Consider the following 13,753-nt stretch of genomic DNA (forward strand, 5'->3'; position numbering starts at 1 on the left):
GGCCCGGAGACCCGGACCGGAGTGCCCGCGCGGACTCGCCGCACGGCTGCGCGATCCTATCCGTTCCGGACACAGGCTCCCATTCCGTAGGACGCGCCCGCCCCGCCCCCGGAGGACCCGCCCGCGCCCGAGGGTGGGCCGCGCGCCACCCCGAGGGTGGGCCACGCGCCAAGCCGAGGTAGGCCGCGCGCCACGCCGAGGGACGAGGGGCGACGCCGGACGGGCGTCCCGCCGGGTTAATGTGCGGACCCGTGCGGAGTAAGAAATACGGCAACGATGTGCTGGCCGGCGACTGGCGCAGGCCCCGCAAGGGCCAGATCCCGGAGGTCCCGGCCGAGCCCGGCCTGGTCGCCGAGGACCCCGGCAGCGGTTTCTGCGGCGCCGTCGTCGGCTGCGACAAGTTCGGCGTCACCCTGGAGGACCGGTTCGGCAAGCGGCGCGTGTTCCCGCTGACCAAGTCCGGATTCCTCATCGACGGCAAGCCCGTCACGCTCGTCCGGCCCAGCGCGGCGCCCGGCGCGGCGCCCGGCGGACGGCCTGCGCGTTCCGCGTCGGGCTCCATCGCCGTCCAGGGGCTGCGGGCGAAGGTGGCCAAGGAGAGCCGGATCTACGTGGAGGGCGTCCACGACGCCGAGCTGGTCGAGAAGATCTGGGGCCACGATCTGCGGGTCGAGGGCGTCGTCGTGGAGTACCTCGAAGGCGTGGACGACCTGCCCGCCATCGTCGAGGAGTTCGGCCCGGACGGCGACCGCCGCCTCGGCGTGCTCGTCGACCATCTGGTGGACGGCTCCAAGGAATCCCGGATCGCCGCGCGGATCTCGTCGCCGCACGTCCTCGTCACCGGGCATCCGTTCATCGACATCTGGGAGGCGGTCAAGCCCGCGTCCGTGGGCATCCGCGCCTGGCCGCGCATCCCTCGCGGCATTCCGTGGAAGGAGGGCGTCGTCGCAGAGCTGGGTTGGGGCGACGACACGGGCGCGGCCTGGAAGCGCATCCTGGGTTCGGTGAACAGCTACACGGACCTGGAGCCCGCCCTCCTAGGCCGCGTGGAAGAACTCATCGATTTCGTCACCGTCCCCTAGGCGTCTCCTGGGCCTCCCCTGGGGCCCTCTCCTGGGCGTCCGCTAGACGAGGTCGCGGACGACGGCGTCGGCCAGGAGGCGTCCGCGCAGGGTGAGCACCGCGCGGCCCTGCTCGTAGGGGGCGGGCTCTAGGAGGCCGTCGTCGATCGCCTCGCGGACGGCCTTGTCGTCCAGCAAATCGGTGGAGCAGCCCTTGGCGAGCCGTAGTTCGAGCATGATCCGCTCTACGCGACGATCGTCGTCGTCCAGGATCTCTCTGGCGTGTGCCGGGGTCGTGCCTTCCGCGAGGCGGGCCGCGTAGGCGGCCGGGTGTTTGACGTTCCACCAGCGGGTTCCGCCGACGTGGCTGTGCGCCCCCGGGCCGACGCCCCACCAGTCGGCGCCCGCCCAATACAGCATGTTGTGGCGGCAGACGGCGTCTGGGGCGGCGGCCCAGTTGGAGATCTCGTACCAGTGCAGGCCGCGGGCGGACAGCATCTCGTCCGCGATCAGGTAGCGGTCGGCCATGGCGTCGTCGTCGGGCGCCGTCAGTTCGCCTCTCCGGACCTGCGCCGCCAGGCGTGTGCCGTCCTCGACGATGAGCGCGTACGCCGACACGTGGTCGGGGTCGGCGTTCAAGGCGGCTTCCAGAGAGGCCCGCCAGTCGTCGTCGGTTTCGCCTGGCGTCCCGTAGATGAGGTCGAGGTTGATGTGCTCGAACCCTGCCTGTCGCGTCCAGTCCACTACCTGCGGGACGCGTCCCGGCGTATGAGCGCGCTCCAGGACGGCCAGGACGTGCTCGCGCGCGCTCTGCATTCCGTACGAGACGCGCGTGAACCCGACTTCCCGCAGCCTGCCCACATATCTTTCGTCCACCGACTCGGGATTGGCTTCCGTCGTGACCTCAGCGCCCGGTGCGAGCCCGAACTCGGCGTCGATCGCGTCCAGGACGCGCCCCAGATCCTCGGCCGGCAGAAGGGTCGGAGTGCCCCCGCCCACGAAAACCGTCTCGACGGGCAGGTCCACGTCGCCCAGCACCCGCCGGGCCATCCGCACCTCTTGCACGGCGGTGTCGGCGTAGGAGTCGCGGCTAGCCCCCGGACCAAGCTCCGTCGCCGTGTAGGTGTTGAAATCGCAGTATCCGCAACGCGTCACACAGAACGGCACATGCACGTAGAACGCGAACGGTCGCGTTCCAAGGCCGTCCAGGGAGCGGCCGGGCAACGCACCGTCCGCGGGGACGGGGTCGCCATCAGGAAGGGTCGAGGGCACGCTTCAAGTCTGCCCTGCCCAACCCCCTGCCCCGTCCGGTCACGCTGGTCTTCTGTTCAAGTCTGGCTAGGTGTCAAGTCTGGCTAGGCGTCGCTGAGTCTTTCGCGGAGCCAGTCCGGGATGTGCTCGTCCGTGCGGGGGAAGCGGTCGAGGTCCATGGCGTACGCGGACGACGTGAGAGGCGGCGTGAAGTCCGGTTCGCCGTCGTAGTCGAACTCGGCGCTGAAGCGGCCCGAGCGCTCGACCTGGAGGCGGGCGGTGAACCAGGCGCCCTTGCCCTGCCGGTACATGACGCGGCGCAGCTCGTCCATCTTCCCGACCGCCTGGCCGGGCGGCATGGCCGTGCGGCGCTCTCCGTCCGGGCCCTCGACCTCCAGGGACGCGCTGTCGATGCCGACCGTCGCGCGGAACTCGAAGTCGAGCCGCTCCCATCCGGACGGGGCGGCGGTCCGGAGCGCGCGGACGGCGCCGTTCACCGTCTCCCGCTCCTTCGCAGAGCGCAGTACCTGCTCGGGGTCGGTCACGGTGCCTCCGGAGATCGGCGATGTCTGTGATCGGCACTAGCGGTCGACCCCGCGTTGGCAGTCGATCGGCCCAGTGGTGGATCGGCGCAGTCAGATGATCGGCATTGGTGGTTGATCGGCACGGTACCCGTCCGACCGTACCGACATATACCTCCAGACCAAGCAGCCCCTGCCGTGTCGCGCTTTCACAAACGGATCCTCACGCGCACCGGCACGCGCCGCCACGCTACGGAGCCGTCACCGCGGTGCGGCCGTAACCACCATGAACCCGGCACCCATGAACCCGACACCCACGGGGGACCGGGACTTCACCGGAACGCAACACGCGCGGCCTAGCTTCGCTGATCATGAGAAACCGTGCGCGTCATGCCGTGCTCGCGTTGACCGGCGCCGCCCTCGCCGGCGCTCCCCTCCTCCTCTGCGCCTCCCCCGCGTCCGCCGGCGCGCCCGGCGTGATCAGCGTCCATCGCGACGGGCCCGCGAAGTCGCTGCCGTTCACCGCCCGGCGGGACGGCGAGGCCGTGATCTCCTTCGCCGCCTCCGCCCCCGGCGTCTCCTGGGCCCGGAAGGGCGCCGAGTCCGCCGTCGTGGCGATCTCCGTGGACGGACGGCACGTGACCGACCTCGTCGTCCCGTCGTCCGAGCCGGTGTCCCGGAGCCTCGGCCTGGGCCACGTCGGTCCCGGAAAGCACGAGGTCACGCTGCAGTTCGCGAAGGGCAGCGCGCCCGCCGCCCGCCGCGTCACCCTCCGGCGGCCCGCCGTCGAGGTGCCGGACGCCGAAGCGGTCGCCCTGCGCCACGCCCCGATCGTCGTCGGACGGACGGGATGGCCGCTAGGCGACCCGTACCAGAACGCCACCACCGACACCCCGCTCGTCGCGTGGCACGAGACGCGGCCCGCCGCCGCGCCCGGCCACAAGATCATCGAGTACTCGGTGGTGTGGAGCAACGAGGACGGCGGCACCGACTCGCCCGCGCTGATGGCCCGCTGGGGCCGCACGACCGACATCGAATGGGTCTACCGGGTCGAGGTGGACGAATCCGGCGACCGCGTCGACGGCACCGCCGTGTACCAGGCGCCGATGCACATGACGCTCAAGTTCCGGGGACGCTACGAGGGCGACCATCCGGTGCTGCAGACCTGCACGTCCAACAACAACATGTGCGACGTGATCTCCCCTGAGCCGCCGCTGCGCTTCCTCCTCGACGCGTCCAGGACGCGCCCGGACGGCCGCGCCCGCGAGGTCGTCATGGACCGCGAGCCGTGGACGTACCGGATCGCGGCGCAGGAGATGGTCCGCGAAGGGAAGATCGAGATGCCGTCCGACCCGGCGACACGCGAGGTCGGCGACCAGCGCACGTACCTTTTCGTCGAGTTCGCCAAGAAGACGGGCACCCCGACGGGGACGGGTTCGGTGCCGGGTGTGGCGCTCGGCGTCCGGCTCAAGGGCGACCCGTCCGCGCTCTACCGGTCCGACCACGACCAGCCGACCTGGTCGATCGACCGTGACGGCGCGGTCGCCACCACCGTCGAGCTGCCGGAAGGGACTGCGGTCTCCGATATCGCGTCGATCGAGGCCATTCGCCGTCCGACCGGGTCCGGGGACAATGGCGCACCGGCCACGGTCACGTCCATCAACCGGGGATTCTTCCTGGACGACGCGTATCTGCCGCAGCCTTCGTCCATCGACTGGAAGGGTTCGGTGACGGTCACGCAGGAGAAGCCGTCCGCCGTGGTGTGGCGTCCCTGATTCCGACCCGCCCCCGCCCGGCCGTGGCGCGAAACGGCCACGGGCCGGGCGGACGCGGGAACCCTAGCGAACTACGGGCGCGTCCAAGGAGTCATACACTTTCGCCATAGGTCGCACAGCGAACGCGTAGCGAACTAGGAGAGGACACCCGCCATGGCCTACGGGCCTCCCCCGTCGCCCGGCCACGGGCAGCAGCCCGAACGGCAACAGCAGGCCCCCTGGCAGCAGCCCGGAAACATGTGGCAGCAACCACAGCAGCCACAGCAACAGCCCCCGCCGCCGCAGCAGCAGCAACCGCAGCAACCCGGCGGTGGCCAGGCCCCCTGGCAGCAGCAGCCTCAGCAGCCGCAGGGCGGCGGCACCGTCCAGATACCCGGCCACTTCGGCCCCGTCAGCGACGACGAAAGAACCTGGTCGCTCATGGCGTACGTGGGCCAGTTCCTCGTCAGCGCCATCGCACCGGCCGTCGTCTACGTCGGCAAGGCGCGCTCGCCGTTCGCGCGCAAGCACGCGGTGCAGGGCCTCAACATGAGCCTGGCGGCCATCGCCGTCTGGTTCGTCTTCGGGCTGCTGTCGCTGGCCGTCGAGCTGTTCATCTGGGTGCCGCTGGCGTTCACGGCCGTCGTGATGTTCTTCCTCGTCTACGCGGGACAGGCCGCCAACCGCGGCGAGTTCCGCCGCGTCCCGGCCGCGGTGGCCTGGCCCCTGCTGAAGAAGTAGGCGGGGCTACTTCCTGCCCTTGTCGGTGGGCTCGCCACCGCCCGTGGACAGCGCCGCGACGAAGGCCTCCTGCGGGACGTCCACCCGCCCGATGGTCTTCATCCGCTTCTTGCCCTCCTTCTGCTTCTCCAGCAGCTTGCGCTTGCGGGAGATGTCGCCGCCGTAGCATTTGGCGAGGACGTCCTTGCGGATGGCGCGGATGTTCTCCCGCGCGATGATGCGCGCGCCGATCGCCGCCTGGATCGGCACCTCGTACTGCTGGCGCGGGATCAGCTCCTTGAGCTTGGACGTCATCATCAGCCCGTACTCGCGCGCCTTGTCCCGGTGGACGATCTGGCTGAACGCGTCCACCGACTCGCCCTGCAGCAGGATGTCGACCTTCACCAGGTCGGACTCCAGCTCCCCGCTCGGCTCGTAGTCCAGCGACGCGTACCCGCGGGTCCGCGACTTCAGCTGGTCGAAGAAGTCGAAGATGATCTCGGCGAGCGGGAGCGTGTAGCGGATCTCGACGCGGTCCTCCGACAGGTAGTCCATCCCGAGCAGCATCCCGCGCCGCCCCTGGCACAGCTCCATGATCGCGCCGATGTGCTCGGACGGGCTCAGCAGCGTCGCCTTCACCACCGGCTCGTACACGCCCCCGATCTTGCCCTCGGGGAACTCGCTGGGGTTGGTGACGGTGTGCTCCGACCCGTCCTCCATCGTCACGCGGTACACCACGTTCGGCGCGGTCGAGATCAGCGACAGGCCCGACTCGCGTTCCAGCCGCTCCCGGACGATCTCCATGTGCAGCAGCCCGAGGAACCCGCAGCGGAACCCGAACCCGAGCGCCGCCGACGTCTCCGGCTCGTACACGAGCGCGGCGTCGTTCAGCTGCAGCTTGTCGAGCGCGTCCCGCAGCTCGGGGTACTGGTCGCCGTCCACCGGGTACAGGCCGGAGAACACCATCGGCTTCGGGTCGCGGTAGCCGCCGAGCGCCTGGGGCGCCCGCCGGGACGCGCCGGTCACGGTGTCGCCGACCCTGGCCTGCCGTACGTCCTTCACCCCGGTGATCAGGTATCCGACCTCGCCGACGCCGAGGCCCTGCACGGACACCGGCTCCGGGGAGATCACGCCGACCTCCAGGGTCTCGTGCGCCGACCCGGTCGACATCATCAGGCTCTTCTCGCGCCGCGACAGGTGCCCGTCGATGATCCGGACATAGGTGACGACGCCGCGGTAGGTGTCGTACACCGAGTCGAAGATCAGCGCGCGGGCGGGCCCGTCGGGGTCGCCGACCGGCGCCGGCACCTCCTCGACGATCTTGTCGAGCAGCTCCCGGACGCCCTCGCCCGTCTTGCCCGACACGCGCAGCACGTCCGACGGCTCGCAGCCGATGATCCCGGCCAGCTCCTCCGCGTACTTGTCCGGCTGCGCCGCCGGGAGGTCGATCTTGTTGAGGACGGGGATCAGGTGCAGGTCGGCCTCAAGGGCCAGGTACAGGTTGGCCAGGGTCTGCGCCTCGATGCCCTGCGCCGCGTCCACCAGCAGGACGGCGCCCTCGCACGCGGCCAGCGACCGCGACACCTCGTAGGAGAAGTCGACGTGCCCCGGCGTGTCGATCAGGTTGAGGACGTGGTCGACGCCGCCGGACGTCCACGGCAGCCGGACCGCCTGGCTCTTGATCGTGATGCCGCGCTCGCGCTCGATGTCCATGCGGTCGAGGTACTGAGCGCGCATCTGGCGCTCCTCGACCACGCCGGTCAGCTGCAGCATCCGGTCCGCGAGGGTCGACTTGCCATGGTCGATGTGCGCGATGATGCAGAAGTTGCGGATGATCGCGGGATCGGTCTTGTCAGGATCAGGCGCTCGCACCGGGGTCCGTTCGCATACTCACTGGTGGACATGAATGTGTACCCCCATGGTCCCATGCCGGACTCGATGCTCCGTGCAAGGCCTGGTTTGGGGCGGGGCCCGGTGATTGGTAGGCTGTGCGCTTGCGTGTGGCGTAGCGTCGTGCCCCGGGGCACCGTCCCGCCCCCGTTCAGACATTCGTCAGGGCCTGCGGATGAGCAGGCGACTATCGCGACCAAGCTGAGGCACTACGACGTGGCTAACATCAAGTCCCAGATCAAGCGCAACAAGCAGAACGAGAAGGCGCGCCTGCGCAACAAGGCCGTCAAGTCGGAACTGAAGACGGCGATCCGCAAGTTCCGCGAGGCCGCCGAGGGCGGCAACGTCGAGGACGCCGTCGCCGCCCAGCGCCACGCCGCGCGCAAGCTGGACAAGGCCGTCAGCAAGGGCGTCATCCACAAGAACCAGGCCGCCAACCGCAAGTCGGCGATCGCCAAGCGCGCCGCCGCCCTGCAGGCCAAGTAAGAGCCGACCCGACGCCGGGCCAGCGCTGAGCGGGCGCCAGGTCAGCACCCGCAAATGCCGGGCCAGGGCCGGGCAGGCACCGGGCCAGGGCCCACGACGCCCGGCGCCAGGCTCGCAACGCCCGCACGCATGCAAGCACGGGGCCGGCCACCGAAGCCGGCCCCGACGCATATCCGGACGCATATATCCCATGGACGAGCGGCGCGCGACGAGGATCTCCAAATACCTCGCCCTGCATCTGCGGCACCACCCCGAGCGGATCGGCCTCGCCCTCGACGCCGAAGGCTGGGCCGACGTCACCGAACTGCTCGCGGCCGCCGACCGCCACTCATTCCCGTTGACGCGCGCCGAACTCGAACACGTCGTCGCCGCCAACGACAAGAAACGCTACGAGCTGGACGGGAACCGGATCAGAGCCGCCCAGGGGCATTCCGTCCCGGTGGATCTGAACCTCCCGCCGGCGCCCCCGCCTGAATTCCTGTACCACGGCACCGTCCGCCGTTCCGTGGAATCGATCCTGCGCGAAGGGCTCCGGCCCATGGGACGGAACGACGTGCACCTGTCCCCCGACCGCGAAACGGCTCGGAGCGTCGGCGCCCGCCGGGGCCGGCCCGTCATCCTGACCGTTCTCGCCGGACGGATGGCCGCCGACGGGCACGAATTCCGCGTCAGCGCGAACGGCGTGTGGCTGACCGGCTCCGTCCCGCCGGAATATCTTCGAGAATGACCTCGGCGGCGCCCCAGTCGGGGACGTGCCGCACCCATTCGGGCGCTTCCGCCGTCCCGAACAGGTACCGGTAGGGGACGACGTCGCGAATGGCGCGATGCACGTCCAGGCGGTCGTCGATCATGTGTGTGATCCCGAGTTCCTCGCAGTGCTGCGCCTTTTCCGGCCGCTTCCTGCAGAACCGGACGTTCTGTCTGGGCAGGCCCGTCCGCCGGTAGAAGTCATGGTGGTCGAGCCATGCCAGCGTCCGCTTCCGCACGCGGTCGCCGCACTTGGAGATGATCCAGGCCCGTCCGCCGAACGCCTCGATCAGTCCTGGCAGCACCTCGTACACCCCCGCCGTCGCGGGCGAGGCGAGCGCCTCCTCGAAACTCCCGCCGAGGAACGCGGTGTCGTCGTCACCGGGGGCCAGCAGCCCGCCGTGAATGACCCGGCCGAAATCGACGCCGAGCCTGGGTTCGCCATTCATGCCCCAACTCTCCGACACCGCGCCCTAAAGCAGAACTATTAACTAAGCCACCATCTATAATCACTGCCTATGGACCTGAGTCGCCTCTCCACGGACGCGCTCGCCTCGTTCGCCGTCTTCGCCGACCACCTCAACTTCACCCGCGCCGCCGAGGAACTCCACATCTCCCAGCCCGCCCTCCACGTCAAGGTGCGGAAACTCGCCGACGCCCTCGGCCGCCCCCTCTACACCCGGCACGGCCGCCGCCTCGCCCTGACCCCCGCCGGCGAGCAGGTCGCCCGCTTCGCCCGCGACCTCGACGCCCGCATGACCGCGTTCCTCGCGGACGTCCACGGCACCGCCCCTGGCCGCGTCGCGACCCTCGCCGCCGGTGAGGGCGCCTACCTGTACCTGCTCGGCGACGTCGTCCACCCCGGCATCCGCCTCATCAACGGCGACCGCGGCCGGACGCTCACCGCCGTCCGCACCGGCCGCGCCGACCTCGGCGTCGCCGTCCTGGACGTGGTGCCCGCCGACGTCGAGACCGTCCTGCTCGCCTCCTACCCGCAGGTCCTGGTCATGCCGGACGACCATCCCCTCGCCGCGCGGCCCCACCTCACCCTCTCCGACCTCGCGGGGACGTCCCTCGTCGTCCCCCCGCCCACCGGCCCGCACCGCGCCACCCTCGAACGCGCCCTCCGCGCCGCCGACGTCCCCTGGTCACTCGCGGTCGAGGCCGAGGGCTGGCCGCTCATGCTGCATTTCGTGTCCCTGCACATCGGCCTCGCGGTCGTCAACGGATGCGTCACCGCCCCACCCGGCCTGGTCGAACGCGAGATCATCGACCTGCCGGCCGTCCCCTACTACGCCCTCCACCTCCCGGACCGCGCCGACGACCCTCTGGTCACCGGCCTGCTGTCCGCGATCCGAACCGCACTGAGGAGAACACCGTGCATTTCGAGACCACCGTCGACATCGACGCGACCCCCGAAACAGTCTGGAACATCCTGAAGGACGTCGAACGCTGGCCCGAAATGACGGCGTCCATAAACCGCGTCGAACTCCTGGACAAGCCGGTCGCCCTCTCCAGCCGCGCCCGCGTCTTCCAGCCAAAACTCCCCGCCGCCATCTGGACGATCACCGCATTCACCGAGAACAAGACCTTCACCTGGGAGTCCCGCTCCCCCGGCGTCACCACAACCGCCGCCCACGAAATCGTCACCAAACCTGACGGCACCGTTTCCGTCCACCTGATTCTGGACCAGAAAGGCCCCTTGGCCCCCATCATGTCGCTCCTAGCGGGCCGCCTAGTCCGCCGCTACGTCACCATGGAAGCCAACGGCCTGAAATCCAAAGCCGAAACCCCCTGACGCATCCACCACTGCCAGCCTCCGTGTCCTCCCCGGTATCCACGCCGACTCTTCAACGCCCTCAAATACCCAAGCCCGCCAGAACAGCCAACAACGAATCGACGAAATCCCTGCTACCCGAAGAGACCAAACACCAATGTTTCCACCGCGCCGGTCACTGCCGGCACAGCTTTCAATGACCGACTATGAAGCACGCCTCTGGGAACGAGCGGCGACGATCTCGGCAACGGTCTTCTCAAGCGCGTAGGCAGGATCGGCAGCACCGCCCTTAACCTGCTCATCGGCCTCGGCGACCGCCGCGAGCGCCCGCGCGACCCCGTCCCCCGACCACCCTCGCAGCTGCCTCTGCACCCGCTCGATCTTCCACGGAGGCATCCCGAGCTCTTTCGCCAATGCCGCGCCCCGCGCACCACGCGGCGCGCCCCCGACCTTAGCCAGCCCCCGCACACCCTGGGCAAGCGCGCTGACGATCAACACCGGCGCGACACCGGTCGCAAGCGCCCACCGGAGCTGCTCCAGCGCATCGGCGAGCTGCCCCTCGATGGCCTTGTCCGCCACCGCGAACCCGCTGACCTCGGCACGTCCCCGGTAGTACTGCGCCACCGCGGCATCGTCGATCTTCCCACCGGTGTCGGCCACCAGTTGGCTGCAGGCCGCCGCCAGCTCCCGCAGGTCGTTCCCGACCGCGTCGATCAGCCCTCGCGCCGCGTCCGGCGAGATCTTCCCGCCGGCCCTGCGGATCTCGTTCCGGACGAAGTCGACCCGCTCCCCCACCTTCGTGACCTTCGGACACGAGATCTTGCGCGCTTTGAGCTTGGTCAGCCCGTCCACCAGCGCCTTCCCCTTGGCCCCGCCATGATGGACGACCACAAGAACGACCTCGTCCGCGGGCGTCTTGGCGTAACCCAACACCTCGGCGGCCAGGTCTTTGCCCAGATCCTGCGCCGACCGCACCACGAGAACCTTCCCGGCCCCGAACAACGACGGCGACGTCAGCTCCGAGATCCGCCCCGGCTCCAGCCCACCCGGCGCCAGATCGATGACCTCGACCTCCGGATCATCCGCCCGCACCGAAGCGACAATGTCCCCGATAGCCCGATCAACGAGCAGCTCTTCCTCACCAACGACCAGCACGACAGACTCAACCGACACCCCTGCAGCATCCCACGCCCACCCCACCGCCCACACACAACCGCCAGCACCGAACACCCCGAGCCGCGATCGGCCACCCGCCGCCACCCGAAGGGCCTGATCCGAGTCGCAACTCGATCAAGCTCGGTTCAGCGACCACCGCCGCCCAAGCCGCCCACCCGGGACCGGACCGCACGGATCGGGCGCCGCCAGGCGGTTGGACCGTGCCGGTGGTCGCCAGGGTCTGTTGGACCAGAGTGCGGGACGCACTCGTTCGCCTCTGGGCGGTTGGGGCAGGCAGCGGGGCGGGGTGGGTGATGGGGCGGGGCGGTGGGTGCTTGTGGTGCGGGTTAGGGAGTGTGACTGGGGACGGTTGCTATGCCGGTTCTGGTGCGGATTATGGCTATGTCTCCTTCCTTGTCGGTGCGGTGGACTTGGGTTTGGAGGTTGTGCAGGAGTCTGAGGGTTGTTGGGGACGGGTGGCCGTAGTCGTTGTGTTCGCCGACCGAGATCAGGGAGACGGCGGCGTGGGTGGCGGCGAGGAAGCGGTGGTCCTGGCTGCGGGAACCGTGGTGGGGGACCTTCAGGACGTGGACGGGCGGGACGGCGGGTTCCAGGGCGCGTTGGGCTTCGGCTTCGATGTCGCCGGCGAGGAGGGCGCTGAAGCCGGGCCTGCGTGCGACCAGGACCACGCTCGCGTTGTTGATCGTGGCGCCGTCGTCCTCGGGTGAGAGGGCCGGGCCGGTGGCCGTCGGGGCGAGGACTGAGAGGGTCAGATCTCCTATGCGCCATTGCTGGCCGGCTTGGGCGGGCCGGGTCGGCAGGCCGGGGGTGAGGCGTGCTTCGCGGCCGGACGTGCGGGAGGTCGTCAGGATTGTTCGGACGTCGCGGTGGTGGCGGACGCCGGACGTGCCGTTGATGTGGTCGGCATGCGGGTGGGTCAGGATGAGGAGCGGGACGTTCGTTATGCGGAGGCGTCTCAGGCAGCGGTCGACCGACGCCGGGTCTGGGCCGGCGTCCACGACGACGGCCTGGCCGCGGCCCGTCGACAGGGCGAGGGCGTCGCCTTGGCCGACGTCGCAGGCGACCATCTGCCAGCCTGGCGGGGGCCAGCCGGGGGCCGTCGCGCGCTGGACGAGGACGGCGATCAGGACGCCGGTCATGGCGGCGGCCGTGATCAGGCGTAGGCGGCGGCTGCGGAGGATCAGGACGGCGACTCCGGCGGATATGAGGAGGGTTGCTGCGCCCAGGCCGCCGGTTGTCCAGGGAATCGTGGCGTAGGGCAGGGCGGCGGCGGTGCGGGCGACGCGGATGATCCAGCCGACGGCCAGGCCGGCGGGCCACACGATCAGCTGGGCGAGGGGCAGCGAGAGCGGCGCGGTGACGGCCGCGAGCGCGCCCAGGAGGGTGGCGGGGGCGACGGCGGGGGCTGCCAACAGGTTCGCGAAGACTGAGACGACACCTACTTCGCCGGAGAGCATGACCAGGACGGGGGCCACGGCGAGTTGCGCGGCGGCCGCGACGGCTACGGCGTCGGCGAGGGGGCCGGGCAGGCGGCGCGCCAGCCGTTGGCGCCACGGTGGCGCCAGGACGAGCAGGCCCGCGGTCGCCAGGACCGACAGCGCGAACCCGTACGAGCGGGCAAGCCCGGGATCGATCAGGACGAGGAGGAGGACGGCGGCGGCCAGGGCCGGCACGCCCTGACGCTGCCGTCCGGTGAACAGCGCCAGCATGCCGATGAGGCCCATGACCGCCGCTCTGAGGACGCTCGGTTCCGGGCGGGCGACCACGATGAAGGCGAGCACCGCGAAGACGGCGACGGGAGGCGCGCGCCGCCTGCCGAGGCCGCAGAGCCGGCACAGTCCGAGGACGGCGCCGATGACGATCGCCAGATTCGCGCCCGAGACGACCAGGAGATGACTCAGCCCTGCGGCCCGGAAGTCTTCGGCCAATGCGGGGTCGAGGAGTGAGGTGTCGCCGACGACCATGCCGGGCAGGACGCCGCGCTGGTCGGGCGGGAGACGTGCCGACGCGGCCCGCAACCTCGCGCGTACGTGCTCGGCGGCGCGCTGGATCGTCGATGGCGGGCCGAGGACGGTGGGCGGTCCCCGGACGATCACCACTGCGGCGAGCAGATCGGCGCCCCGGGGAGTCATGAACCGGCCGTGGAGGCGTACCCGCTGGCTGGGGATGAGGCGAAGCCACCGGTCGTCACTTGCGATCAGAAGGGCCGGGACGCGGACCTTGGCCCTCGGGACCGCCTCGACCCGGGCCCGGATGATGATCATTTGGTGACCGTCGCCCGGTTTCGGCTGGGGGTCGCTCGTCACTACGGCCTCTGCGGTGGCGGTACGGCCGTGGCGGGCCAGGTCCCGGACCGGGCCTGTGTCGACT

13 protein-coding genes are annotated in these 13,753 nt (G+C 70.2%); 7 read left to right on the forward strand and 6 right to left on the reverse strand.

Features of this window, described 5'->3' with window-relative positions:
- Positions 1-251 precede the first annotated feature (251 nt).
- A complete protein-coding gene (locus ACH35V_RS10400; protein WP_395971624.1) occupies positions 252-1,082 on the forward strand; it encodes a DUF3097 domain-containing protein in 831 nt (276 codons plus the stop codon).
- Positions 1,083-1,124: 42 nt separating this feature from the next.
- On the opposite strand, the gene hemW is transcribed toward ACH35V_RS10400, so the two are convergent.
- Together hemW and ACH35V_RS10410 are read right to left on the reverse strand one after the other, a co-directional pair.
- Positions 1,125-2,333: a radical SAM family heme chaperone HemW gene (gene hemW / locus ACH35V_RS10405; RefSeq protein WP_395971625.1), complete on the reverse strand. Its 1,209-nt coding sequence runs from the start codon at positions 2,331-2,333 to the stop codon at positions 1,125-1,127.
- A gap of 83 nt (positions 2,334-2,416) precedes the next feature.
- Positions 2,417-2,857, reverse strand: coding sequence for a hypothetical protein (locus ACH35V_RS10410; RefSeq protein ID WP_395971626.1), 441 nt, complete (start codon positions 2,855-2,857; stop codon positions 2,417-2,419).
- Positions 2,858-3,204: 347 nt separating this feature from the next.
- Here ACH35V_RS10410 and ACH35V_RS10415 point away from each other — a divergent pair, with 347 nt between their 5' ends.
- Both ACH35V_RS10415 and ACH35V_RS10420 read left to right on the forward strand, forming a co-directional pair.
- Positions 3,205-4,608, forward strand: coding sequence for a hypothetical protein (locus ACH35V_RS10415; protein ID WP_395971627.1), 1,404 nt, complete (start codon positions 3,205-3,207; stop codon positions 4,606-4,608).
- 153 nt (positions 4,609-4,761) lie between these two features.
- Complete coding sequence (locus ACH35V_RS10420) at positions 4,762-5,328, forward strand: DUF4870 domain-containing protein (protein ID WP_395971628.1); 567 nt, start codon at positions 4,762-4,764, stop codon at positions 5,326-5,328.
- A gap of 6 nt (positions 5,329-5,334) precedes the next feature.
- On the opposite strand, the gene lepA is transcribed toward ACH35V_RS10420, so the two are convergent.
- Positions 5,335-7,179, reverse strand: a complete 1,845-nt coding sequence (gene lepA / locus ACH35V_RS10425; RefSeq protein ID WP_395971629.1) for a translation elongation factor 4 — start codon at positions 7,177-7,179, stop codon at positions 5,335-5,337.
- Between the two features lie 234 nt (positions 7,180-7,413).
- On the opposite strand from lepA, the gene rpsT reads away from it, so the two are divergent.
- Together rpsT and ACH35V_RS10435 are read left to right on the forward strand one after the other, a co-directional pair.
- Positions 7,414-7,683: a 30S ribosomal protein S20 gene (gene rpsT, locus ACH35V_RS10430; protein WP_395971630.1), complete on the forward strand. Its 270-nt coding sequence runs from the start codon at positions 7,414-7,416 to the stop codon at positions 7,681-7,683.
- 190 nt (positions 7,684-7,873) lie between these two features.
- Positions 7,874-8,410 carry an RNA 2'-phosphotransferase gene (locus tag ACH35V_RS10435; RefSeq protein ID WP_395971631.1) on the forward strand — a complete coding sequence of 179 codons (537 nt, stop codon included), beginning with the start codon at positions 7,874-7,876 and terminating at the stop codon, positions 8,408-8,410.
- Here ACH35V_RS10435 and ACH35V_RS10440 read toward each other — a convergent pair.
- Entirely contained in the window at positions 8,352-8,879 is a 528-nt protein-coding gene (locus ACH35V_RS10440) for a hypothetical protein (RefSeq protein ID WP_395971632.1), read from the reverse strand. The genes ACH35V_RS10435 and ACH35V_RS10440 overlap by 59 nt on opposite strands.
- A gap of 69 nt (positions 8,880-8,948) precedes the next feature.
- On the opposite strand from ACH35V_RS10440, the gene ACH35V_RS10445 reads away from it, so the two are divergent.
- Both ACH35V_RS10445 and ACH35V_RS10450 read left to right on the forward strand, forming a co-directional pair.
- Positions 8,949-9,869, forward strand: a complete 921-nt coding sequence (locus ACH35V_RS10445) for a LysR family transcriptional regulator (protein ID WP_395971633.1) — start codon at positions 8,949-8,951, stop codon at positions 9,867-9,869.
- Positions 9,809-10,228, forward strand: a complete 420-nt coding sequence (locus ACH35V_RS10450) for an SRPBCC family protein (protein WP_395971634.1) — start codon at positions 9,809-9,811, stop codon at positions 10,226-10,228. The genes ACH35V_RS10445 and ACH35V_RS10450 overlap by 61 nt, the downstream gene beginning before the upstream one ends.
- 183 nt (positions 10,229-10,411) lie before the next feature.
- Here ACH35V_RS10450 and holA read toward each other — a convergent pair whose 3' ends face one another.
- Both holA and ACH35V_RS10460 read right to left on the reverse strand, forming a co-directional pair.
- Positions 10,412-11,380, reverse strand: a complete 969-nt coding sequence (holA, locus tag ACH35V_RS10455; protein ID WP_395971635.1) for a DNA polymerase III subunit delta — start codon at positions 11,378-11,380, stop codon at positions 10,412-10,414.
- Positions 11,381-11,709: 329 nt separating this feature from the next.
- Positions 11,710-13,647: a ComEC/Rec2 family competence protein gene (locus tag ACH35V_RS10460; protein ID WP_395971636.1), complete on the reverse strand. Its 1,938-nt coding sequence runs from the start codon at positions 13,645-13,647 to the stop codon at positions 11,710-11,712.
- Between the last annotated feature and the right edge of the window lie 106 nt (positions 13,648-13,753).

It is taken from the genome of Actinomadura sp. 1N219 (assembly GCF_044326405.1).
Classification (GTDB): domain Bacteria; phylum Actinomycetota; class Actinomycetes; order Streptosporangiales; family Streptosporangiaceae; genus Spirillospora.